Source organism: Caballeronia sp. HLA56, assembly GCF_054655155.1.
In genome coordinates this window covers 3089751-3112183 of the sequence record NZ_BAAHOB010000005.1, presented here as the reverse complement: position 1 = coordinate 3112183, position 22433 = coordinate 3089751, and the positions used below count along the sequence as shown (strand labels likewise).

23 protein-coding genes are annotated in these 22433 nt (G+C 62.6%); 7 read left to right on the top strand and 16 right to left on the bottom strand.

Features of this window, described 5'->3' with window-relative positions:
- Positions 1 to 55: 55 nt before the first annotated feature.
- From ACYQ47_RS34030 to ACYQ47_RS34005, 6 genes are all read right to left on the bottom strand, one after another.
- Positions 56 to 961, bottom strand: a complete 906-nt coding sequence (locus ACYQ47_RS34030; protein WP_244827060.1) for an HlyC/CorC family transporter — start codon at positions 959 to 961, stop codon at positions 56 to 58.
- Positions 962 to 1154: 193 nt separating this feature from the next.
- Positions 1155 to 1832: a gamma-glutamylcyclotransferase gene (locus ACYQ47_RS34025; protein ID WP_244827959.1), complete on the bottom strand. Its 678-nt coding sequence runs from the start codon at positions 1830 to 1832 to the stop codon at positions 1155 to 1157.
- A 35-nt stretch (positions 1833 to 1867) separates the two neighbouring features.
- Positions 1868 to 2329: an rRNA maturation RNase YbeY gene (ybeY, locus tag ACYQ47_RS34020; RefSeq protein ID WP_250463125.1), complete on the bottom strand. Its 462-nt coding sequence runs from the start codon at positions 2327 to 2329 to the stop codon at positions 1868 to 1870.
- A gap of 4 nt (positions 2330 to 2333) precedes the next feature.
- Positions 2334 to 3419 carry a PhoH family protein gene (locus tag ACYQ47_RS34015; protein WP_250463127.1) on the bottom strand — a complete coding sequence of 362 codons (1086 nt, stop codon included), beginning with the start codon at positions 3417 to 3419 and terminating at the stop codon, positions 2334 to 2336.
- A 21-nt stretch (positions 3420 to 3440) separates the two neighbouring features.
- Positions 3441 to 4820 carry a tRNA (N6-isopentenyl adenosine(37)-C2)-methylthiotransferase MiaB gene (miaB, locus tag ACYQ47_RS34010; protein ID WP_244827063.1) on the bottom strand — a complete coding sequence of 460 codons (1380 nt, stop codon included), beginning with the start codon at positions 4818 to 4820 and terminating at the stop codon, positions 3441 to 3443.
- Between the two features lie 120 nt (positions 4821 to 4940).
- Positions 4941 to 5912, bottom strand: coding sequence for a LysR family transcriptional regulator (locus ACYQ47_RS34005; RefSeq protein WP_459909435.1), 972 nt, complete (start codon positions 5910 to 5912; stop codon positions 4941 to 4943).
- A gap of 103 nt (positions 5913 to 6015) precedes the next feature.
- Here ACYQ47_RS34005 and ACYQ47_RS34000 point away from each other — a divergent pair, with 103 nt between their 5' ends.
- Positions 6016 to 6393 (top strand): VOC family protein, encoded by a 378-nt coding sequence (locus ACYQ47_RS34000; RefSeq protein ID WP_459909161.1) that lies wholly within the window; start codon positions 6016 to 6018, stop codon positions 6391 to 6393.
- A 19-nt stretch (positions 6394 to 6412) separates the two neighbouring features.
- Positions 6413 to 7594, top strand: coding sequence for an MFS transporter (locus tag ACYQ47_RS33995; RefSeq protein ID WP_250525406.1), 1182 nt, complete (start codon positions 6413 to 6415; stop codon positions 7592 to 7594).
- Here the strand turns inward: ACYQ47_RS33995 and glpK are convergent.
- Positions 7591 to 9087 carry a glycerol kinase GlpK gene (gene glpK, locus ACYQ47_RS33990; RefSeq protein WP_459909158.1) on the bottom strand — a complete coding sequence of 499 codons (1497 nt, stop codon included), beginning with the start codon at positions 9085 to 9087 and terminating at the stop codon, positions 7591 to 7593. The two genes, ACYQ47_RS33995 and glpK, sit on opposite strands and share 4 nt — an antisense overlap.
- A 255-nt stretch (positions 9088 to 9342) precedes the next feature.
- Between glpK and ACYQ47_RS33985 the strand changes: the two genes are divergently transcribed.
- A complete protein-coding gene (locus ACYQ47_RS33985; protein WP_250463143.1) occupies positions 9343 to 9723 on the top strand; it encodes a hypothetical protein in 381 nt (126 codons plus the stop codon).
- Positions 9724 to 9771: 48 nt separating this feature from the next.
- Here the strand turns inward: ACYQ47_RS33985 and ACYQ47_RS33980 are convergent, their stop codons facing one another.
- Positions 9772 to 9969, bottom strand: a complete 198-nt coding sequence (locus ACYQ47_RS33980) for a hypothetical protein (RefSeq protein ID WP_244827069.1) — start codon at positions 9967 to 9969, stop codon at positions 9772 to 9774.
- Between the two features lie 444 nt (positions 9970 to 10413).
- Here ACYQ47_RS33980 and ggt point away from each other — a divergent pair, with 444 nt between their 5' ends.
- From ggt to ACYQ47_RS33965, 3 genes are all read left to right on the top strand, one after another.
- A complete protein-coding gene (ggt, locus tag ACYQ47_RS33975) occupies positions 10414 to 12051 on the top strand; it encodes a gamma-glutamyltransferase (protein WP_459909155.1) in 1638 nt (545 codons plus the stop codon).
- Between the two features lie 331 nt (positions 12052 to 12382).
- Positions 12383 to 13207 carry a ferritin-like domain-containing protein gene (locus tag ACYQ47_RS33970; RefSeq protein ID WP_244827071.1) on the top strand — a complete coding sequence of 275 codons (825 nt, stop codon included), beginning with the start codon at positions 12383 to 12385 and terminating at the stop codon, positions 13205 to 13207.
- Between the two features lie 65 nt (positions 13208 to 13272).
- Positions 13273 to 13785: a hypothetical protein gene (locus ACYQ47_RS33965; RefSeq protein WP_250463149.1), complete on the top strand. Its 513-nt coding sequence runs from the start codon at positions 13273 to 13275 to the stop codon at positions 13783 to 13785.
- 17 nt (positions 13786 to 13802) lie between these two features.
- Here ACYQ47_RS33965 and ACYQ47_RS33960 read toward each other — a convergent pair whose 3' ends face one another.
- The 4 genes from ACYQ47_RS33960 to ACYQ47_RS33945 form a co-directional block, all read right to left on the bottom strand.
- Positions 13803 to 15395, bottom strand: a complete 1593-nt coding sequence (locus ACYQ47_RS33960) for a DEAD/DEAH box helicase (protein WP_459909153.1) — start codon at positions 15393 to 15395, stop codon at positions 13803 to 13805.
- Positions 15396 to 15646: 251 nt separating this feature from the next.
- The gene (gene trhA, locus ACYQ47_RS33955; protein WP_250463154.1) at positions 15647 to 16267 is read right to left on the bottom strand and encodes a PAQR family membrane homeostasis protein TrhA; all 621 of its coding nucleotides are present in this window, start codon (positions 16265 to 16267) and stop codon (positions 15647 to 15649) included.
- A gap of 110 nt (positions 16268 to 16377) precedes the next feature.
- Entirely contained in the window at positions 16378 to 17676 is a 1299-nt protein-coding gene (locus ACYQ47_RS33950) for a cytochrome c (protein WP_250463157.1), read from the bottom strand.
- Positions 17677 to 17697: 21 nt separating this feature from the next.
- The gene (locus ACYQ47_RS33945; RefSeq protein ID WP_244827960.1) at positions 17698 to 18441 is read right to left on the bottom strand and encodes a c-type cytochrome; all 744 of its coding nucleotides are present in this window, start codon (positions 18439 to 18441) and stop codon (positions 17698 to 17700) included.
- A 467-nt stretch (positions 18442 to 18908) separates the two neighbouring features.
- Between ACYQ47_RS33945 and ACYQ47_RS33940 the strand changes: the two genes are divergently transcribed.
- Positions 18909 to 19850 (top strand): copper resistance D family protein, encoded by a 942-nt coding sequence (locus ACYQ47_RS33940; protein WP_459909150.1) that lies wholly within the window; start codon positions 18909 to 18911, stop codon positions 19848 to 19850.
- A gap of 15 nt (positions 19851 to 19865) precedes the next feature.
- Here ACYQ47_RS33940 and ACYQ47_RS33935 read toward each other — a convergent pair whose 3' ends face one another.
- The 4 genes from ACYQ47_RS33935 to folK form a co-directional block, all read right to left on the bottom strand.
- A complete protein-coding gene (locus ACYQ47_RS33935; protein WP_244827077.1) occupies positions 19866 to 20165 on the bottom strand; it encodes a hypothetical protein in 300 nt (99 codons plus the stop codon).
- An 88-nt stretch (positions 20166 to 20253) separates the two neighbouring features.
- Complete coding sequence (gene panB / locus ACYQ47_RS33930) at positions 20254 to 21069, bottom strand: 3-methyl-2-oxobutanoate hydroxymethyltransferase (RefSeq protein ID WP_244827078.1); 816 nt, start codon at positions 21067 to 21069, stop codon at positions 20254 to 20256.
- 47 nt (positions 21070 to 21116) lie between these two features.
- Positions 21117 to 21797, bottom strand: coding sequence for a deoxynucleoside kinase (locus ACYQ47_RS33925; protein ID WP_244827079.1), 681 nt, complete (start codon positions 21795 to 21797; stop codon positions 21117 to 21119).
- Complete coding sequence (gene folK, locus ACYQ47_RS33920; RefSeq protein WP_250463170.1) at positions 21794 to 22354, bottom strand: 2-amino-4-hydroxy-6-hydroxymethyldihydropteridine diphosphokinase; 561 nt, start codon at positions 22352 to 22354, stop codon at positions 21794 to 21796. Before folK ends, ACYQ47_RS33925 begins: the two co-directional genes overlap by 4 nt.
- Positions 22355 to 22433: the final 79 nt, after the last annotated feature.

The window sequence follows — 22433 nt, the reverse complement described above, 5'->3', positions numbered from 1 at the left end:
GGGAGCGGAGGCGTGGTTGTGGTTTGCGATCGAGACTTTATCAATCGCGCACCCCTCAATCCCGCAGCTCATCCTCGTCATCGGCATCATGCCGGCGATGCTGCGCCACGCTCGGCACGCGCCTCACGAGCAGCACGTGAATCTGCCGCGCATCGCCACGCAGTATCTCGAACACGAAGTCGTCGATGCGCACCTTCTCGCCGCGATGCGGCACGCGCCCGAAACGATGCGTGACGAGCCCGCCGATGGTGTCCACTTCCTCGTCGGAAAAGTCGCTGCCGAATTGCTCGTTGAATTGTTCGATGCCCGTCAGCGCGCGCACCCGATACTTTCCGTCCGGCGACGCGATGATATTGCCCGCTTCCTCGTCGAAATCGTATTCGTCCTCGATATCGCCGACGATCTGCTCCAGCACGTCTTCGATGGTGATGAGGCCCGCGACGCCGCCGTATTCATCGACGACGATGGCAATGTGATTGCGGTTCACACGAAAGTCGTGCAGCAGCACGTTCAGACGTTTCGATTCCGGAATGAATACGGCGGGGCGCAGCATGCCGCGCACATCGAACTCTTCTTCCGCGTAATAACGCAGCAAATCCTTCGCGAGCAGGACGCCGATGATGTTGTCGCGATTGCCCTCGAACACCGGATAGCGCGAGTGTGCTTTTTCCAGCACGAACGGGATGAATTCCGCGGGCGTTTCGGCGATGTTGATGGCGTCCATCTGGGCGCGCGGCACCATGATGTCGCGCGCGCAGAGATCGGACACCTGAAAGACGCCTTCGATCATCGAAAGCGAATCGGCGTCGAGCAGGTTGCGTTCGTGCGCGTCCTGCAGCACTTCGAGAAGCTCGTCGCGCGACTCGGGTTCGTGCGAGATGAAGTCGGTCAGGCGTTCGAGCAACGAGCGCTTTTCCGGCGGTTTTTCGGAGTGTCGTCGACTGGGATAGGGTTCGTTCATAGCGGAGCGCCCGGGAATGCCCGGGCGCGTTTTAGCGGAAAGTTAAGCATACACCAAGGAAAATAGCGGCCGGGGTGAAGCGGCGCGCGCTTCTCCTGCGAAGGAGATGCTAGCCGAGAATTATGCGAGATGTGTGTCTCGTGCGCGGATTGGCCATCCGGACGATCTTCGTACGATGCCCGAGCGCGCGCCTTCACTCCGCGTTTTGCCCCTTGCAGCGCCGCAACAGCGCTTCCAGCGCGCGGTCCGGCATGCCGCTTTCGCGCAGCGCCACGACCGTGCGGCTCACGTAATCGAGCGTCGTGCCATAACGGCCGCTCGCGCAGCCGAGCACGGTCCGAACGATCGGGTCCGCGAGCTTGCCCGTGTACGACACCACGTCGCGACGCATCACGAAGGCAAGCGCATCGACGCGCCGGCCGTCGATCAGCGTGCACGGCAGCCACGCGGGACGGTATGAGCCCATTGCCATTTCGCGTCGCCAGAGCACTTCGAGATGTTCGTGCGCCTCGGTTCCGGACAGGCGAAACGCCATGCCGGTGCACGAGCCGCCGCGATCGAGCGCGAGCACGAGGCCCGGCTGTTCCGGCGTGCCGCGATTCACGCGCGACCACAAGTAGAGCCCGCGATGATACCCATGCACCTTGCCGCGCACGGCTTCGAGCGTCGGCAAGCCGGGGTTCCAGATGAGCGATCCATAGCCGAAAAGCCAGATGTCGGATTTGCCGTCCCAATCGGCGAAAGTCACCGCGCGCGAGGCGGCGAGCTCTTCGTCGGTGAGCAGCGCGGAGTTGCCCAGCACCGGCGGATAGTCGGGGCATGGCGTGGCGGGTTCGTAAAAAGGCGTGGGTTCAGGCGTCTTGTCGTTCACGGCGCGTGGCAAGGCATCTCGATGAAGACCGGGGATCAGACGAGCGGCACGTAGGGATCGGTGAAACCCAGAGACTGCATGATATCCGTCTCGATCGATTCCATCTCTTCCGCCTCGCTTTCGACCTCGTGGTCATAGCCTTGCGCATGCAGCGTGCCATGCACGATGAGATGCGCATAATGCGCGGCGAGCGGCTTGCCTTGCTCGGCGGCCTCGCGCTCGACGACCGGGCAGCAAAGAATGAGATCGCCGGCGACCGGATCTTCTTCCGACTCGGCATAGGCAAAGGTCAGCACATTGGTCGCGTAATCCTTTTGCCGATACGTCCGGTTCAGCATGCGGCCTTCTTCTTCATCGACGAAACGCACGGTCAATTCGGCGTCCGCGAAGAGCGAAGCCTTGATCCAGCGCGCAACCGTCGCACGCGGCAACAGCGCCTTGTGCGACGGATACGCTTTCGCGGCAGGAAACTGCAGCGTCAAAGTGAGGCGAGGCATGACTTCACTCGGACCTTTGCCGCGCTTCCGCGATTGCCGCATCTTTCTGCGATTGCGCGTCGTAAGCCTCGACGATACGCGCGACCAGCGGATGGCGCACCACGTCCGCCGACGTGAAGTGCGTGATCGCGATGCCGCGCACTTCCGCCAGCACATGCTGCGCTTCGATCAGGCCGCTCTTGTGTCCGCGCGGCAAATCGACCTGCGTGGTGTCGCCGGTTACGACCGCCTTCGAGCCGAAGCCGATACGCGTGAGGAACATCTTCATCTGTTCCGGCGTGGTGTTTTGCGCCTCGTCGAGAATGATGAACGCGTGGTTCAGCGTGCGCCCGCGCATGTAGGCGAGCGGCGCGATTTCGATCATCTGGCGCTCGAACATCTTGGCGGTCTTGTCGAAGCCGAGCAGGTCGTAGAGCGCGTCGTAGAGCGGGCGCAGATACGGATCGACCTTTTGCGCGAGGTCGCCCGGCAGGAAGCCGAGCCGCTCGCCCGCTTCCACGGCGGGTCGCGTAAGCACGATGCGCTTGACCTGATCGCGTTCGAGCGCGTCCACCGCGCAGGCGACCGCGAGATAAGTCTTCCCCGTGCCCGCCGGCCCGATGCCGAAGGTCACGTCGTGCGCGATGATCTGCTTCAGATAATCGCGTTGCGCGGGCGTGCGGCCGCGCAAATCGGCGCGGCGCGTGTAGAGCTTGGGACCGTGGTCTTCTTCGTCGCCCAGGTCGATGGTGGCGCTGGGTTCGTCGAAGGGATGGTCCGGATCGCCGCGAAAACGCGGATCGATCGGCGCTTCTTCTTCCTTCGCCTTCGCGCGGCGCGTTGCGTGGCGCGCTTCGACCAGCGCGAGCTGGATATCGTCCACCGAGAGCGGATCGCGCGCGCGGTTGTAGAAGTTTTCGAGCGCAGTAAGCGCGACCTTTGCGCCACGGCCGCGAATGGCGATCTTGTGGCCGCGCCGCGAAAGCGTCACGTCGAGCGCCTGCTCGATTTGCCGCAGGTTCTCGTCGAGCGGACCGCAGAGGTTGGCGAGCCGCGCGTTGTCATCGCGCGGAGCGGTGAATTCCAGATGCTGCTGAGGAGCGTTCTTCAAGGCGAAGGGGGTGTCCTTAACTTAGTTGGCCAACTCGGGCGTCGCTGCCGTATCCGGCGCGAGCACCAGTGCGCCGCGCAACGAGTGCGGGTACGCGTGATTGATCTCGACGTCGATCATTTGGCCGATCAGGCGCTTGTGAGCCGAAAGCGGCGCCGGGAAATTGACCACGCGATTGTTCTGCGTGCGCCCGGCGAGCTCGCTCGGGTCCTTGCGCGACGGGCCTTCCACGAGAATACGCTGCACCGAGCCGAGCATGGAATTGCTGATCTTGACGACGTTTTCCTCGATAGTCGCCTGCAAATGTTGCAAGCGCTTGAGCTTGACTTCGCGCGGCGTGTCGTCGTGCAGATTCGCGGCGGGCGTGCCGGGACGCGGGCTGTAGATGAACGAGAAACTCGTGTCGTAGCTCATCTCGTGAATGAGCGCCATCATCTTGTTGAAATCGTCTTCGGTTTCGCCGGGGAAGCCGACGATGAAATCCGTCGACAGCGAAAGGTCCGGGCGAATGGCGCGCAGCTTGCGGATCACCGATTTGTACTCGAGCACGGTATAGCCGCGCTTCATCGCCATGAGAATGCGGTCGGAACCATGCTGCACCGGCAAATGCAAATGGCTCACGAGCTTCGGCACCTTGGCGTAGGTATCGATGAGGCGCTGCGTGAATTCCTTCGGATGCGACGTCGTATAGCGAATGCGCTCGATGCCCGGCACTTCCGCGACATACTCGATGAGCGTGGCAAAGTCGGCGATTTCCTGCGAACCGAGCGTCAGCGCGCCGCGATACGCGTTCACGTTCTGGCCGAGCAGCGTGACTTCGCGCACGCCCTGGTCGGCCAGGCCGGCGATTTCGGTGAGCACGTCGTCGAGCGGGCGCGAGACTTCCTCGCCGCGCGTGTAGGGCACGACGCAATAGCTGCAATACTTGCTGCAGCCTTCCATGATCGATACGAACGCGCTCGGGCCTTCGACGCGCGCGGGCGGCAAGTGATCGAACTTTTCGATTTCCGGAAACGAGATGTCCACCTGCGCGCGGCCGGTCGAGCGGCGCTTGTCGATCATGGCGGGCAGGCGATGCAGCGTTTGCGGACCGAACACGAGATCCACGTAAGGTGCGCGCGAAACGATGGACGCGCCTTCCTGGCTCGCGACACAACCGCCTACGCCAATCAGCAGATTCGGGTTTGCTTCCTTCAATTCGCGCACGCGGCCGAGGTCGGAAAACACTTTTTCCTGGGCCTTCTCACGCACCGAGCACGTGTTGAACAGGATGACGTCCGCATCTTCAGGCGTGTCGGTCTTGACGAGCCCTTCCGCCGCGCCGAGCACGTCGACCATCTTGTCGGAGTCGTACTCGTTCATCTGGCAGCCGAAGGTCTTTACATATACTTTCTTGGTCATGAATGGTCGCCGGTCGCAGTGGTTAACCTGGGGGCGCTAAAAGAGATTGAGAGGGTTTTGCGCGTGAGTGCCGCGCTTTTGCAGCAATCTGCACGGCTTCTACTTGTAATTAGGCCGATATTATAGCTCTGGCGACAAATCCTGACGAAGCCCGACGCGCTCGGGCGGATACGCCAGATCGCCAAGCAGTTCGCCCGTGGTCGTCTCGAAGCGTCCGATCAGAAAATCCAGCAGCACGCGCACGCGCGGCGCCATATATCGATTGGCGTGGAAGAGCGCGTGTACGGGCGCTTCGTGCGTGCACCAGTCGGGCAGAATCAACTGCAGCGCGCCCGAGCGCACGTCGGCGGCAATGTCCCAGATCGACTGATGCGCGATGCCATGTCCCGCCAGCGCCCACGCGCGCGCGATTGCGCCGTCGTTGGTTTCCCAGGCATCGGCAACGGGCAAGGTGTAGGAATAGCGCTCCTCGCCGCGCACGAAAGCCAGTTCGTTGAGGGTTCCCGCAGCGGTGAAAATCACGACGAATTGGTGCCCGGTGAGTTGGGCGGGCGTTTGCGGCACGCCTTTGCGCGCGAGATAGTTCGGCGACGCGCACAGCACGCGCCGATTCGGCGCCAGCGAGCGTGCCGCGAGCCCGCTGTCCGGCGGCGCGCCGAAGCGAATCGCCAGATCGATTTCCTCCTGCAGCAGATTCGACACCGAGTCCGACAGCGTGAGTGCGAAGCTCACGTCCGGATGCAGGCGGCTGAAGTCGTCGAGCCAGCCGCGCAGCATGTGCCGGCCGAAATCCGACGTCGCGGAAATGCGGACTTTGCCGCGCACGCGATTTTGCCCGGCTTGCAGCGCCGCTTCGGCGTCGTCGATAGCCTGCAGCGCGATACGGCAATGCTGCAAGTACAGCCGCCCTTCGTCCGTCAGGCGCAATTGGCGCGTGGTGCGCTCGAAGAGCCGCGCGTGCAGCGCTTTTTCCAGCTTGATGAGCCGCGCGCTCGCCGCCGCTGGCGACAAGCCGAGTTTGCGTCCCGCCGCCGACAGGCTGCCGAGCGTGGCGGCTTCGGTGAAAAGGCGCATGTCGCCAAGCCGATCCATTGTCATCTTCAAATCCGGTTTGACAATGATTCAAAGGCTAGCCCAATTATCAACGGCGCGCCATGCGGTCACAATCCGTCCAACTCGTTTCAGGTTCAACGCCATGCAACTCGATCACGTGACTATCGTCGCGCCGGACTGCGATTCGATGATGCGTTTCTTCGTCGATGTCGCCGGGATGTCGGTGGGTCCGCGACCGCCATTCGGTGTGAGCGGCTACTGGCTGTATCTCGGCGCGCGGCCGGCCGTGCATCTGATCGCGAAGGGCGATGCGTCTGTCGCCGCGCACCCCGATGCGACGCGCATCGACCATCTCGCGCTGCGTATCGACGACGAAGCCGAGTGGCGCACGCTCATCGACCGTCTCGAATGTCGCGGCTACGCCTATCGGATCGCGGAAGTGCCGCTTGCGCGCGAACGTCAGCTTTTCGTGCGGCTTGCGCCGGGCGTGGTTGTCGAGTTCGTGACCGCGCGCCATTGATCTATTTCGGAGCATGACCATGCCTTTACCTCTTCTCGCGCTGGCGATCAGCGCGTTCGCCATCGGCACGACCGAGTTCGTCATCATGGGCTTGCTGCCCAACGTCGCACGCGATCTTTCCGTGTCGATTCCATCGGCAGGGCTGCTCGTCACGGGCTATGCGCTCGGCGTGGCAGTCGGCGCGCCGCTGCTCGCCGTGCTTACGAGCAAAATGCCGCGCAAGCTCGCGCTGCAATTGCTGATGCTCGTGTTTATCGTCGGCAACGTGTTTTGCGCGCTCGCACCGAACTACGGTTTGCTGATGATCGCGCGCGTCGTGACCTCGTTCGCGCACGGTTCGTTCTTCGGCATCGGCGCGGTGGTCGCGGCGTCGCTCGTGCCCGCCGACAAGCGCGCGAGCGCCATTGCGCTCATGTTCACCGGCCTCACGCTCGCGAACGTGCTGGGCGTGCCGTTCGGGACGTTCGTCGGTCAGGAACTGGGCTGGCGCGCGACGTTCTGGATCGTCGCCGGTCTCGGCTTGCTGTCCGCGCTCGGCGTGACCGCGCTCGTGCCGAATCGTCACGATGCGGCACCAAGCGGACTCGGCCGCGAAGTACGCGTGTTGCGCGACCCACAGGTCTGGCTCGCGCTGACGATGACCGTGCTCGGCTTCGGCGGCGTGTTCGTCGTGTTCACGTATATCGCGCCGATTCTCGAACAGGTCGGCGGCTTCTCGCCGCGCGGCGTGACGCTCGTGCTCGTGCTGTTCGGCATCGGGCTTACGGTCGGCAATACGATTGGCGGCAAGCTCGCGGACCGCGCGTTGATGCCTTCGCTGATGGGCATCTTGCTGGCGCTTGCCATCGTGATGGCCGTGTTCGCGAAGACGAGCCACAGTCAGGTCGGCGCGATCGTGACGATCTTCGTCTGGGGCATCGCGGCGTTCGCGACGGTGCCGCCGTTGCAGACACGCGTGGTCGAGAAGGCGAAGGACGCGCCCAATCTTGCTTCGACGTTGAACATCGGCGCGTTCAATATCGGTAATGCGGGTGGCGCCTGGCTCGGCGGCGCGGTGTTGACGCATGGTTATGGGCTCGATGTGTTGCCTTGGGCGGCGGCGATGGTCGCAGTGGCCGCTCTTGGGGTGACGTGGTTCGCGGCGCGCTTCGATGCGCCGCAGGTCAGGTCGGGGGTGAAGGCGGCGGATTCGAATGCTTAACCATCCGCCCACGCCTTCGCCGCCTTCACCGCCCGCTGCCATCCCGCGAGAGACGCCTCGACATCGGCGGCGGGCATCGTCGGTGTGAACTGCCGCTCAAGTTGCCACTGCGATTTCAGCTCGTCGATATCCTTCCAATATCCGACCGCGAGCCCCGCGAGATAAGCCGCGCCAAGCGCGGTCGTTTCGGCGATGCGCGGTCGCACCGCATCCACACCCAGGATGTCCGCCTGAAACTGCATCAACAGATCGTTGGCGCAAGCACCGCCATCCACCCGCAATTGGGCGATGCGTATGCCCGAATCCGCTTCCATCGCGCGCAAGACATCGACCGATTGATAAGCGATCGAATCCAGCGCCGCCCGCGCAATATGGGCGGAAGTCGTCCCGCGCGTCACGCCGAACAGTGTGCCGCGAGCCCGCGCGTTCCAGTGCGGCGCGCCCAGGCCAGCGAAAGCGGGCACGAGATACACGCCATCGCTATGCGGCACGCCGCGCGCAAGGGCTTCGACGTCACTCGCGCGGCGAATCAGTCCCAACCCGTCGCGCAGCCATTGCACGACCGCGCCCGCAATAAAAATACTGCCTTCGAGCGCATAGTTCACCGTATCGCCGATTTGCCAGGCAATCGTCGTCACGAGATTGTTGCTCGACTCGATCGGCGTTTCGCCCGTGTTCATCACGAGGAAGCAACCGGTGCCGTAAGTGTTCTTCACCATGCCGGTATCGATACACATCTGGCCGAACAACGCAGCATGCTGGTCGCCGGCAATGGACGCGAGTGGAAGATCGGCCGCGAACACGGTGCCCTGCGTCGTGCCATATACCTCAGATGAACTGCGTACTTCCGGCAGCATGCTGCGCGGTATCTCGAATGCATCGAGCAGTTCGTCGTCCCAGCGGCGCGCGTGGATGTCGAACAGCATGGTGCGCGACGCATTGGTGATGTCGGTGACATGCAAACCGCGCCGCGTGAAATTCCACACAAGCCAGCTATCCACCGTGCCGAACGCGAGCCGTCCCTGCTTCGCCTTGTCGCGCGCGCCTTCGACGTTATCGAGAATCCAGCGGATCTTGCTCGCCGAGAAATACGCGTCGATGGGCAACCCCGTCTTCGCGCGCACCATGGTTTCGAGCCCGCGCGCCTTGAATTCGTCACACAGCGAGGCCGTGCGCCGGTCCTGCCAGACGATCGCGTTATAGATCGGCTTTCCCGTTTCCCGATCCCACACGATGGTCGTTTCGCGCTGATTCGTGATGCCCACCGCCGCAATCGACGACGCGCTCAAACCCGCCCGCGTCACGGCTTCGGCGGCGACGCCCGCCTGAGTCGACCAGATTTCCTGCGGATCGTGCTCGACCCAGCCCGCTTGCGGATAAATCTGCTGAAACTCCTTCTGCGCCACCGAAACGACATTGCCATTCCTGTCGAACAGCATGGCCCGCGAACTGGTCGTGCCCTGGTCGAGCGCGAGGACGTACTGATCCTGCATGTTCATCTCCGGAAAGTGCACGGATCGGCGTGCTTGTGAAATCGAGCGATGCCGTGCGAGGTCTGCATGCGCAATCTATCGGACGCGCGGCATGCGTACAACCTGGCCGGATGGCATAGGCCATTAGCACAAAGCGCCCTAAGGAGCCGTTCGCGCCAAGGAAACCGTAAGAATGCCTATTCCATTTGGCCGAGTGGCGCGAACTCGCGGTTCGTCCGATACTGGCAACTCGAAATCGGGCAACGGGTGAATGCAATGCGAATGCAGGTTGTGTCAGGCGTGCTGGGCGTGGCTGTTCTGGCCGGCTGTGTAGCGACGCCGAATATCGACGGATCGAGCGGTGCGCCGTCGTTCAGCGCGTTGCAGGAGATGTGCGGGACCACGCAGGTGGACTATGGCGGGGACGCGCCGTCCGTCTACACGGCGTTCTTCGACGCTTACGTGGCGCAACGGCGCGGCGGGTTATCGAAGGATCGCTATTGCGCGTTTCAGGGGACGATCGCCGCGCGCTACGGCGTATATCGCGCGAATTCGGGGCCGGAGGCGCAAAGTGCGTGGGCCAGCTTCTTTCTGGATCAGCGTGCGCAGGCTTTGAGCTGGCGTGCGGCAGTCGATCCGACGCTGCGGGCAGGATAGGACGCGGCGCAGATAAGTCCGCGTCCGACATCGCTTGGGAAGCGAAGGCTAGGAGAACCGCTTGAATGCCTTGATGGTGGAGTCGCCAGTTGCGGTAAGGCGCCATTGTTGTCGGCCCGAAGCCAGGTTCTCGAGTTGAACGAGTTGACGTTCGAGCAATGCATCGAGTTCATCGCGTTCCATGTCGACCTGATTGGGCTCTTCCTGAACCAGCAGCAGCGTGGCGAATTCGTGCGGACTCAGCATTCGTGTTCTCCATTAAGACCGAACGGCAAGGCGACCGGCTTTGTGAGCCGGGTCTCTTTGCTTCTAAGCGTTTAATTGGAAGACTTCAATCTGCCGGGCAGTCGCGTTGTCGTGTGCTGCGTTTGCCAGGAATTCGGATTGTAGGCAAGCGTCTGAAGAGTGCCAAACTCCCGGTGAAAATTTTGGCTTTGACATTTCCTCGTCGCGCAAGCGGGTCCCAAGTCAGCCGAACTTGAAGAAATTACTTGAAGGTTTTGCCGCACTGCAAACACCTCAAACTAGGTCTTTTTCAGCGCCATGCGATTGACTCATCAATTGCGGCGACAAATGAATTTGCTTTGAATTAAGCAGACAATGCACCATTCGTTCTTTTGAACTGTCGGCTGATCGACGCGGCAAGCCGTCAGACCAGAGCGGCTCGCTGTTAATCCGGACATCAATCACATGACTCGTTTCAACTGGCAGAACCCTTATCCGACTCCGCGCTTGCCGGTTTTTGCGCGCAATATCGTTTCGACGTCGCATCCGCTGGCCGCTCAAGCTGGTTTACGCATGCTCTGGAAGGGCGGTAACGCCGTGGATGCGGCCATCGCCGCAGCGGCCGCTATCACGGTCGTCGAGCCGGTTTCATGCGGGCTCGGCGGCGACGCGTTCGCGCTGGTCTGGGATGGCAACAAATTGCATGGACTGAACGCTTCGGGCGTGGCGCCAGCGGCCTGGAACGTGGACTACTTCCGCACCAAATACGGCGAAGAGAACGGTCTTGCCCGTCAGCCCAAACGCGGCTGGGACGCGGTGACGGTGCCCGGCGTCATCGCCGGATGGGAAGCGCTTCACGCGAAGTTCGGTTCGCTGCCATTCGCCGATTTGATGGAACCTGCCATCGAAATCGCGGAGCGCGGACACGCGGTGGCCAGCATCGTCGCCTATAAATGGGCGGCCGCCGTGCCTGAACTGAAAGACCAGCCAGGCTTCGCGGATGTCTTCATGCCGCGTGGACGCGCGCCCGAAGTCAGCGAACTCGTGCGTTTTCCCGGCCATGCGAACACGTTGCGACGGCTCGCGGAGCACGGCCCGCGCGCGTTTTACGAAGGCGAAAGCGCCGAGCGCATCGCTGCGTTCTCGCGGCAGGGCGGCGGCGCCATGACCATGGACGATCTCCGAAATTACCGCGCCGAGTGGGTCGAGCCGATTCAGAAGGATTATCGCGGCTACACCGTGCACGAGATTCCGCCGAACGGACAGGGAATCGCGGCGCTCATCGCGCTTGGCATCCTCGACAAGTTCGATGTCCGCGCGCTGACCGTCGACCGCATCGAGTCGCAGCATCTGCAGATCGAGGCGATGAAACTCGCGTTCGCGGATGTATATCGCTATGTCGCCGATCCGCGCTCGATGGAAGTCACGCCCGAGCAAATGCTCGACGACGCCTACCTTACGGAACGCGCCAAGCTGATCGATCCGAACAAGGCAAGGCATTTCGACTTCGGCATGCCGAAAGCGGGCGGCACCATCTACATGTCGGTCGCCGACGAGCGCGGCATGATGGTGAGCTTCATTCAATCGAACTACATGGGTTTTGGCTCGGGCGTGGTCGTGCCGGATACGGGCATCTCGCTGCAAAACCGCGGTTGCGGGTTCTCGATGGACCCGAAGTCAGCGAACGTGGTCGAGGGCGGCAAGCGGCCGTTCCACACGATCATTCCTGCGTTCCTCACGCAAGAAGTGGATGGCCAGCGCGAGGCCGTCATGAGCTTCGGTGTGATGGGCGGCGACATGCAGCCGCAAGGACATCTGCAGTCGATCGTGCGCATGCTCGACTACGGGCAACAGCCTCAGGCCGCCTGTGACGCGCCGCGCTGGAAGGTGAATCACGATTTCACGATCGATATCGAAGCGACACTCGACCTCGAAACGGCCCGCGCGCTCGAAGGGCTCGGCCACACCATCAAGTCGGTCGACGATCCATACATGGATTTCGGCTCGGGACAATACATCTGGAAGCTGGATCGCCACGATCCAGAGCGTGGTTACGTTGCCGCAAGCGACAGTCGACGCGACGGGCTTGCGGCCGGCTTCTGAGCATGCACGCGCCGGCAGCTAATCACGGCGGCAGGCGCGTCGTCGACGCCAAATCGCGCAACCTCCCTTGGCGGCACATTTCGTGCTCCTTCGTGCGCCAGCCGTTCTTGCGCATCGACTCGTAAGAATTTGACATAGACGGAACTGCGCTGATGCGGCGCAAGTCTGTCCCCATGTCTGCAAATTCATTGCAGGACGGCTAAGATGGAAAAACAAGCCGTTAAGACGCGAAGTTGAAGTCGCCCGAGCCGAATGGTTCGCGGCGTCGCCTGAACCTCGGCCCGCTCTTGTTGGCCGATGGCGCGTTCAGTCCATCCAGGGAGCGCGATACATGCACACCGATAGTACCCATGTGATGCCGTGGCGCATCGAAGACATCGATCTCAACCGGATCGATCGTCAGAAAGCGGCATCCAACGAACATCTTCTTTTGCTGTTGTGCGCATGCTCATTCATCGAGAGCGGCACGGATCTCTACACGAGCAATCTCAGCAAGTATTTTCACGACGACCCCGAGATTTCGGCGTGGCTGAACGACGAATGGGAGCCCGAAGAAATGCAGCACGGCCGGGCGCTCAAGACTTACATCAACCACATCTGGCCGGAATTCGACTGGGACCGGGCTTTCAAAAGCTTCTTCGACGAGTACTCGCTAACGTGTTCCTACGAAGCGTTCGAGAAAAAGCGTGCGCTCGAAATGGTGGCGCGGTGTGTTGTCGAAACGGGCACGGCCACGCTGTATCGCGCGATTAACGACTGCTCGGACGAGCCGGTGTTGAAGGAGATCACCGACAACATCCGCACCGACGAAGTGCGCCACTACAAGCACTTTTTCCGCTTCTTCAAGAAGTGGAACAAGATCGAAGGCAACGGGCGTCTCGCCGTGCTTGGCGCGTTGATCCGTCGCGTGATGGAACTGAAGAGCGAAGACTCGGAAATCGCGCTACGGCACGTGTTTGCGGTGCGTTATCCCGAGCGCGTCAAGGACTCGAGCTATAACCGCGAACTGTTCGCGCAGGTGAACGCGCTCGTGCGGCGCAATCTTTCGGCGGATCAGTGCATCAAGATGCTACTGAAGCCGCTCGATCTGCCCGCGCGTATTCAGCCGGGCGTTCACTATCCGCTTGCCAAGATCACGCAGTTGTTTTTCCGCTAATCAGGACGATGCCCGCTCAGGTTCATGCGGGCATTCGGTGGATCTGCCTTTCAAGTCATTTCCCCATGACCGATGCCACGCCGCGTCAGGCCGAACTCTCGTCGCAAACGCCTTTCGATGAATGGCCGCCTGAACTCAGGACGCTCTTCGATGGCACGCTGACCGGCGCGCCCGTCGGCTTCACGGCGTCGCTATGTGCCGTCGACAGCGGCGGGCGCGTCCGCACCGCGCTCCTAAGTGCGGGCGAGCTGCTCGCGCCCGACGCGCGCACGCTCGTGTTCGCGTTGTGGCCCGGCTCGCGTACCGCGCAGGCGATCGCCGCGAGCGGGCGCGCGACCATCGCCTTCGTATTCGACGAAGCGTTCTTTCAGGTTCAGCTGGATACGCGCCGCGTGGCGCTCGACGATGTCCCGCTCGCATGCTTTGTCGCCACGATCGAAAGCGGCGAAGCGCAACGTGTCGCCTATGCGCGTTTGAAGAGCGGGATTACGTTCGAACTGACGGAGACCGAGAGCGTGCTCACGCGCTGGCGTGAGCAGCTTGACTGGCTGAAGCGGGCAGCGAGCGCTGCCGCCTAAAACACACCTTCGAATACTTAACGTCCGCGGCCGCCCGAGCGCATGCCGTCGCGCCGCGCGCCGCCGCTGTCGCTGCACGCCTTGCCGCCGAGCAGCGCGCCGGGATTACCGGCCTTTGCGTTCGGATTCGCCGCGCGTGCCGCATCCGGACGGCGCGTTGCCGCGCCTGCATTGGCGTTGGGAGCGGCGGGCTTCGCGCCGGCAGGCTTGGGACCGCGTGCATCGCGGCCATCGCGTGAATTCGCTGCTTGCGATCCGCCGTTGCGGTTACCGTTCGCCGGCTTGCCACTGCCGCGCGCTTCGCCAGATGCCGCGCCGCTTGCACGGCCGCCATCGCGTCGCGCTTCGCCGCCACCGCGTTTCGCTTCGCCTTCGCGTCGCGGGGCGCTGCTGCGCTTCGGTTCGCCGCCTTCACGCGGACCGCCGCGCCCTTGGCTGCGGCGCTGAATCGGTTCGGGACGCGCATCCGGGTCCGGCTCGAAGCCGGGAATCACTTCCTGCGGAATCGGGCGCTTGATCAGACGCTCGATGTCCTTAAGCAACTGAAGCTCGTCCACACAGACGAGCGATACCGCTTCGCCATCCGCGCCCGCGCGACCCGTGCGGCCGATACGGTGCACGTAATCTTCCGGCACGTTCGGCAGATCGAAGTTGACCACGTGCGGCAACTGATCGATATCGATACCGCGCGCCGCGATGTCGGTGGCGACGAGCACCTGCAAGGTCTGATCCTTGAACTCGGCCAGCGCACGCGTACGCGCCGACTGACTCTTGTTGCCGTGAATCGCAAGCGCGCTGATGCCGTCCTTGCCCAATTGCTCGGCAAGCCGGTTCGCGCCGTGCTTCGTGCGCGTGAACACGAGCACCTGGAACCAGTTGTTCGTGCGGATCAGATGCGTGAGCATCTCGCGCTTTCGGTCGCGATCCACCGGATAAATCTTTTGTTCGATACGCTCGGCCGTCGTATTGCGGCGCGCGACTTCGATCAGCGCGGGCGAATCGAGCAGGCTGTCGGCCAGCGCCTTGATTTCATCCGAGAAAGTAGCCGAGAACAGCAGGTTCTGACGCTTCGCGGGCAGGCGCGCGAGCACGCGCTTGATGTCGTGAATGAAGCCCATGTCGAGCATGCGATCGGCTTCGTCGAGCACGAGAATCTCGAGCTGCGACACGTCGATGGTCTTCTGCTGCATGTGATCGAGCAAACGTCCCGGCGTTGCCACGACGATATCGACGCCGCGCTTCAACGCGTCGATCTGCGGGTTGATGCCCACGCCGCCGAACATCACGGTCGACTTGAGCTTCAGATATTTGCCGTAGGCGCGCACGCTTTCCTCGACCTGCGCGGCGAGTTCGCGCGTCGGCGTGAGGATGAGCGCGCGGATCGGACGCTTCGTTCCGGCGGCAGCGGGCGCCAGTTGCGAAAGACGTTGCAGGATGGGCAGCGTGAAGCCGGCGGTCTTGCCCGTGCCGGTCTGCGCGCCCGCCAGGAGATCGCCGCCCCTCAGAACGGCGGGGATGGCCTGGAGCTGGATCGGGGTCGGAACGGTGTAGCCCAGTTCGTTGACAGCGCGTAGCAGAGGTTCGGACAGGCCGAGTGAATCAAAGGACATAAGGGATTTTCGAATTCGTTGTGTCGAACGGCGTGCATGCGAATGACGTTGCGGCGAACCGTGGTTCTGCCGGTTGCGCGCATGTGCGACGCTCGGAAAAAAATCGGGCGGCTTGCCATCGAGCGTTCATCGATTTATCGACGAGCGCGAAGCGTTGCCGCGGGGATTCGACGCGTTATCAAGACACGCCGGCTGGCCGTAAGTTGCATCGATGAAGCCGCGATGCCCGGGCTCACTCGCTGTTCGCCGCTTCACGCGACATAGCGCGCGACGCTCACGAACTGACAGAGACTGCCCGCCAGCACGAACAGATGCCAGATACCGTGGCCGTGCCGGATACGCTCGTCGTTGATGAAAAAGTAGATACCGGCGCTATAGATCACGCCGCCCGCCACCAGCCACGCGGTGCCCGCGGGCGGCAGCGCCGTCACGAGCGGACGGACGGCTACGAGCGCGAGCCAGCCCATCAACACGTACAGCACCATCGAAACGCTGCGGGTTCGGCGCCCGAGCGTGAGTTCCTGCGTAATGCCGAGAACCGCGAGGCCCCAGCTTACGCCGAATAGCGACCAGCCCCAGGGACCGCGCAATGTCACTAGTGTAAACGGTGTGTAGCTGCCTGCTATCAGCAAATAAATTGCCGAATGGTCGCACTTTTGCAGAATCGACTTCAAGCGAGGCGAGCGCACGCAGTGGTACAGCGTCGAAATCAGGTAGAGCGCGCAGAGCATGGCGCCATAGATGGCGAAGCTCACGACCTTGTAGGCATCGCCGTCCAACGCACCCATTACGACGAGCGCCACCAGACCGGCGATCGACAAGACCGTGCCGATCAAATGGCTGATGCTGTTGAACCGCTCGCCTACGTACATGCCCGATCCATACCGAAAGACGCGCCGGTGACGCGCCACAAAAGACAAGGGGCGCGGCCTAAGTTGAAGGCTGCGCCCCAGTGCGTATTGTACGCTGTCTTTCCCGAATGTCAGTCGAGCGGCGCCGAACGCAGATTACTCACCTGCTGCGGCGACACCGGCGTGCCGTGATTGCCCCACGACATACGGATGTACGTCACGACCGCGGCCACTTCCGTATCCGACAGCGACTGCGCGAACGGCGGCATGCCGTGCGGCATCGGGTTGCCACCCGTGCTCGGCGGATAACCCCCGTTGAGCGTCATGCGGATCGGGTTGACCGCCGACGGCATCTGGATGGATTGGTTATTCGCGAGCGGCGGATATGCCGGCGGCTTGCCGAGACCATTCTCCTGGTGACACTTCGCGCAGTTCTCGGTGTAGACCTTCTTGCCCATGGTCAGCAATTCGCCGCCGAACTTCTCGGAGGTTTCGAGCTGCAACGACTCCGGCGCTTCCTTCTTTTGCGGAATCGACTTGAGATACGTCGAGATCGCATTGATGTCGCCGTCGGTCATGTACTGCAAGCTGTTGTGGACGACTTCGGCCATCGGGCCGAACACCGCGCCACGCTGCGACACGCCGGACTTCAGCAAGTCGTTGATGTCCTTGATGTCCCAGTCGCCGAGACCGGCTTCCTTGTTCGACGTCAACGACGGCGCGTACCAGTTTTGCAGCGGAATCAGACCGCCGGCAAATGCCGCCGAGCTGACCGGACCGCCCATGGCGTTGATCGACGTATGGCACATGGCGCAATGGCCGAGGCCTTCGACCAGATACGCGCCGCGGTTCCATTCGACCGATTTGGTCGGGTCCGGCTTGTACTCGCCTTCGCTGAAGAACAGGGTGCGCCAGCCGATCAGCAGATTGCGGTTGTTGAACGGGAAGCGCAGTTCATGCGGACGGCTCGCTTCGTTGACCGGCGGGACGGAGCGCAGATACGCGTAGATTGCGTCCGAATCGGCGCGCGTGACCTTCGTGTAGCTCGTGAACGGGAAGCCTGGATAGAGCAGACTGCCGTCCTTCGAGCGGCCAGTGTGCATCGCGCGATAAAAGTCGTCCGACGTCCATTTGCCGATGCCGAATTGATCGTCCGGCGTGATGTTCGGCGTGAACATGGTGCCGAACGGCGTCGCCATGGGCAGGCCGCCCGCGAATTCCTTGCCGCCGCGCACCGTGTGGCACGCGATACAGTCGCCGGCGCGCGCGAGGTATTCGCCTTGTTTGATCAGCGCGGCTTTGTCGGTAGGCGTCGCCGCGACGGCGCCGCCCGAATGCAGGTTGTCGCCGCCCGACCAGAGGACGGCGGCGGCTGCGACGGCTGCCACCACGACAGCCGAGGAGAGTGCGAACAGGGACTTGCGTTTCATTATGTTGTCGCTCCAGACGCCTTATTGCGGTTCGCTGCCGCAGGTCAGCGGCATCTTCAACGAGCCAGCGGGCGCGGGCACCGGGTTGGCGGGTGCGGTTTGCGTTGAGAGCCAGGCGGCGACGGCGGTCACGTCGTCGTCGGTCAGGCGCGAGGCGATTTGCTGCATGCAGTCAGGCGCTTTCGCGTGGCGCGTGCCCGATTTCCATGCGCCGACTTGCGCGCTGATGTAATCCGAGTGCAACCCGACGAGGCCCGGAATGGCCGGCTGCATGCCGGTCAGACCCTTGCCGTGACAGGCCGCGCAGGCGGGAATGTTCTTCGATGCATCGCCGTTCAGCACGATTTGCTGGCCGCGCGCAAGCGTGGAAGCCGAAACATTCGTCTTGGCGGGCGGCGGATACGGCGGGCGCTGGCTCGAGAAGTATCCGGCAATCTGATGAAGGTAGTCGTCCGAGAGATACGTGACGAGGTAGTTCATAGGCGGATACTTGCGCCGGCCTTCGCGGAAATTCTGGAGCTGGTTGTACAGATAATCGGCAGGCTTGCCGGCAAGACGCGGGAAATAGTCATTGTCCGTGCCTTCGCCATGAACACCGTGACATGCCGTGCAGCCTTGCACGCGCGCTGCCATGGTGTCCGGGGCGATCGGCTGGTTCTGCGCCTGGGCTTGTGCCTGACCCGCGCCGAATACGCCGGCGCTGCTGACGACGGCCAAAGCGAGCAGCGGACGAAAAATGCGTCTTGAAAACACGCGACACTCCATGAAATTCGGGGACCTGCCGAGCTTCGTGCGGCTCGGTGCGAAGGTGGCGAACCACGGCCACGCGTTGGGTGGCGGAGGGTGGCGGGCCACGGCCATCGTGGCTCGACGAGCCTCTGATGCGACGCGGAATTCTATCATCGATGCATGATGATGACTATTTGACACAACTTTCCGCCCTCACTGAGGCGCAATCGCGACAATCTGCCGCGTCGCAACCAAGAACTTTGACATAGCGCAACACACATGCAGGTCGACAAAGCATCGACTTTATTGTGCGAAAACGGGGTCGCTGCACTCTATTCTCACGGCAAGCTTAGGAAGCTCGATGCGCAGGTTCAAGACCTTTCAATGGTGCCGCGCAAGGTGCGTTCGTTTAGACTGCGCGGGCCGAGACTCGCAGGTTCTTCCATGATCTCCCCAGCCTTACATCCAACAATTGGCGTTCCCGAAGCGTCCACGGCGGCGCCATGAACGGCGATTTCGACTTCCTCTGGCTCGCGCAGGTCGTATTCGGAGCATTGAGCGATACCGCGTTTGCCTGTGCGCTTGGCGCGGCGCTCTTCGACGCGTGGCTCTGCGGCGAAAGAGCGCACGCGGTCGTTTCGCCTGCGCATCGGGGTTGGCGGCATGCAGCGCGTGCCGGAACCGTGGCCGCAATTACCTTCGTGGCTTGCAACTTCGTGTGCTTGTGGCTTCAGGCCGCGGCGATGAGCGGTTCGCCTGTCAGCGATGCGGGCGCGTCGCTGTGGCTCGTCGCGACTAGCACGCAAGCGGGCATCGGCTGGCTGGTGGCGTTGGCGGGCGGCCTGGTGATCGTGCGGGCCTGCGCGACGGGCAGACCGCAAGGCGCATCGAAGACAGGGTTCGCGATCTTCGGCGCGCTCGTGGCCGCTGCAGGGAAAGCGGCTATCGGCCATGCCGCCGATGCCGGCGCGTTTTCTCTCGCCGAAGCCGTGCAGACGCTGCATCTGCTTGCCACGGGCGTGTGGGGCGGGATCGTCATCGTGGGCGCGCTGGCGATGTTGCCGGCGCTCGGAACATCGGTGGCGCGTGCGTCGTTGATTCGCATCGTCGCGCGCATGTCGCGGGTGGCGATGCTCGCGGTGATCGTCATCATCGCGACGGGCGTGTTCAACGCGTGGCGCGGCACGGACGGATCGGCGGCGGTGCTCGTCGACAGCAACTGGGGGCACGCGCTGATCGTGAAAACGGGACTGGTTCTGGCGGCGCTCGCCTTGGGCGCGCTCAACCGCTGGTCGGTGTTGCCGCGCCTGCAGCGCACGGCATCGACGATGGATGCGCACACGGTCATCAACGTGATGCGCCTTGAAGCGGTGCTGATGCTTTGCGTGTTCGCCACGGCGTCGGTGTTGTCTCACGGCGTGCCAGGCGCGGCGCTCGCCGGCTGAACGCGTTTCGAACGCTTACTCGTATCCCAGCCGATGGCTGACGATCGGCGCGCAGAACAGCGCCACCGCGCAGCCGATCACTTTCCCCTGCAATTCGACATAAGCCGTGTGCGAGCTTGCAACGAGCAGCACTTCGAGCATTTGCGGCGCGCAGAAAATGCCCGCCACGCCAATGAACCAGTTGGTAACGACAGGAATGCGCCAGCCACGCTGCGCGCCAATTGCCGCCGCAACGACGCGCGCGACGCCGAAAACGACGAGCGCGCCGACGGCCATCTGCGCGCGGATATATTCATCGGGAAGGACTTGCCACATGGCTGTTCTCGTTCTTGGTGCCTGTTCGCAGCTTACTTTGCAAGAATCTCGCCATATGTACGACAAAACGCAATCGGCGTCAAAAAAATCAGAAGGTGTGTTCCGGGCCGGGGAATGTGCCTTCACGCACTGCGCGCACGTACGCGTCGACCGCCGCGAAAATGGTCGGCTGTCCCTGCATGAAATCCTTGACGAAGCGCGGCCGCTTGCCGTGGAAGATGCCGAGCATGTCGTGCAGCACCAACACCTGTCCCGAGCAGTCGATGCCCGCGCCAATGCCGATTGTCGGAATCGCCAGACTCTCGGTCACTTCGCGCGCGAGCAGCGTCGGCACGGCTTCGATCACGAGTAAGCGGGCGCCCGCCTGCTGGAGCGCCAGCGCGTCGCGGCGCATTTGCTCGGCGGCCGCTTCGGACTTGCCCTGCACCTTGAAACCGCCGAACGCGTGCACCGATTGCGGCGTGAGACCGACGTGTCCGCATACGGGAATCGAACGCTCGACGAGAAAGCGCACCGTGTCCGCAAGCCATTCGCCGCCTTCGAGCTTCACCATCTGCGCGCCGGCGCGCATCAGTTGCACGGCGTTGGCGTAGGTTTCCTCGCGCGATCCGATGGTGCCGAACGGCATATCCGCGACGATCAGCGCGCCCTTGCTGCCGCGCGCCACGCAAGCCGTGTGATACGCGATGTCCGCGAGCGTGACCGGCAGCGTCGTCGCATGGCCCTGAAGCACGTTGCCGAGCGAATCGCCGATCAGCATGACGTCGACGCCCGCGCGATCGAGCAGCGCGGCGAAGCTCGCGTCGTAGCACGTGAGCATCGCGATTTTCTCGCCGGCTTCACGCATGGCCTGGAGTTTCGGGACGGTGATCGCCGAACGGCTCGTTTCCTGCAAGTACGTCATGGTCGTTTCAAAACTCGATTAGGGGAAAACAGCAGCAAGCCTGGCGCTCAGACCGACACGCCTTTCACGAAAGATTCTTTGCGTCCGCGCATGGTCTCGATGCGCTCGACGAGCAACGCGAGATCTTCTTCCGATGTCAGCGGGTTCAGATGCTCCGCGTTCACCGTGAGCAGCGGCGTTGCATCGTAGTGATAGAAGAACTCGTTATACGCATCGCACAGTGCGCGCAGATATGAATCCGAAATCTGCAGTTCCATGGGCAGCGCGCGTTTTTGAATGCGCGAAAACAGCACTTCGGGACTCGCCTGCAGATACACGACGAAATCCGGCGCGGGCCCGGTGGTACCGATGCGTGAGGCCAGGTCCTTGTACAACTGGAACTCGTCGTCGGGCAGCGTGAGGCGTGCGAAAAGCTCGCTCTTCTGCGTGAGAAAGTCCGCGATCAACGGCGTATGGCCGGTGAGCATTTCCGCGGCTTCACGCGTCTGCGTCACGCGCTGCAACGCGAAACTCAATTGCGTCGCGAGCGCATGGCGCGTGGTGTCGCGATAAAAGCGTTCGAGAAACGGGTTGTCCTGCGGGCGCTCGAACAGCGTGCGCATGGACCAGCGTTCGGCGAGCAAGGTTGCAAGCGTGGTCTTGCCCACGCCGATAGGACCTTCGATCGCAATATAGCGGTGCGGCGGGCGCAGTTGCGGCGCGGTGACAGTGAGAGGCGGAGCGCTCATCGGCAATTGGGTTTGGTGGCGGCAGCGGGTGCCTCTGCTGCACTGGATGGAGCGGCGCGCGTGAGCACCTGACATTGGCAGGTCGCGACCTGCTCGATACGCTGATCGGCGACGCCCGCGAGAAATGCATTGGCGCGGCCGCGTTGCGGAATGACGAGCTCGGGTTCGAGTTCGAGCAGCGGCACGAGCACGAACGCGCGCTCCGTCATGCGCGGATGCGGCACGATCAGGTCCGCTTCGTCGATGCCCGACTGGCCATACAGCAGGATGTCGAGGTCGAGCGTGCGCGGCGCATTGCGATACGGCCGCTCGCGCCCGAATTGTTCCTCGATGTGGTGACACAAGCGCAAAAGCGCGCGCGCCGGCAACGATGTTTCGAGCTTCACGACGCAATTGAAATAGTCGTCGCCCGAAGAGTCGATCGGCGCGGTGCGGTAAAGGCTCGATTTGGCGAGCACGGTGATCGTGTGCTGCTGGGCGAGACACACGACTGCGTCTTTCAGGGTCTGGCGCGCATCGCCGAGATTCGCTCCCAGGCCCAGATAAGCAATCGTCATGGCAGAAGTCCTACGCCGTCGTTCGGCGAAAAGCGGGTAGATCCCGGCGATACGGCCCGGGGGCAAACCTGTATTCGCT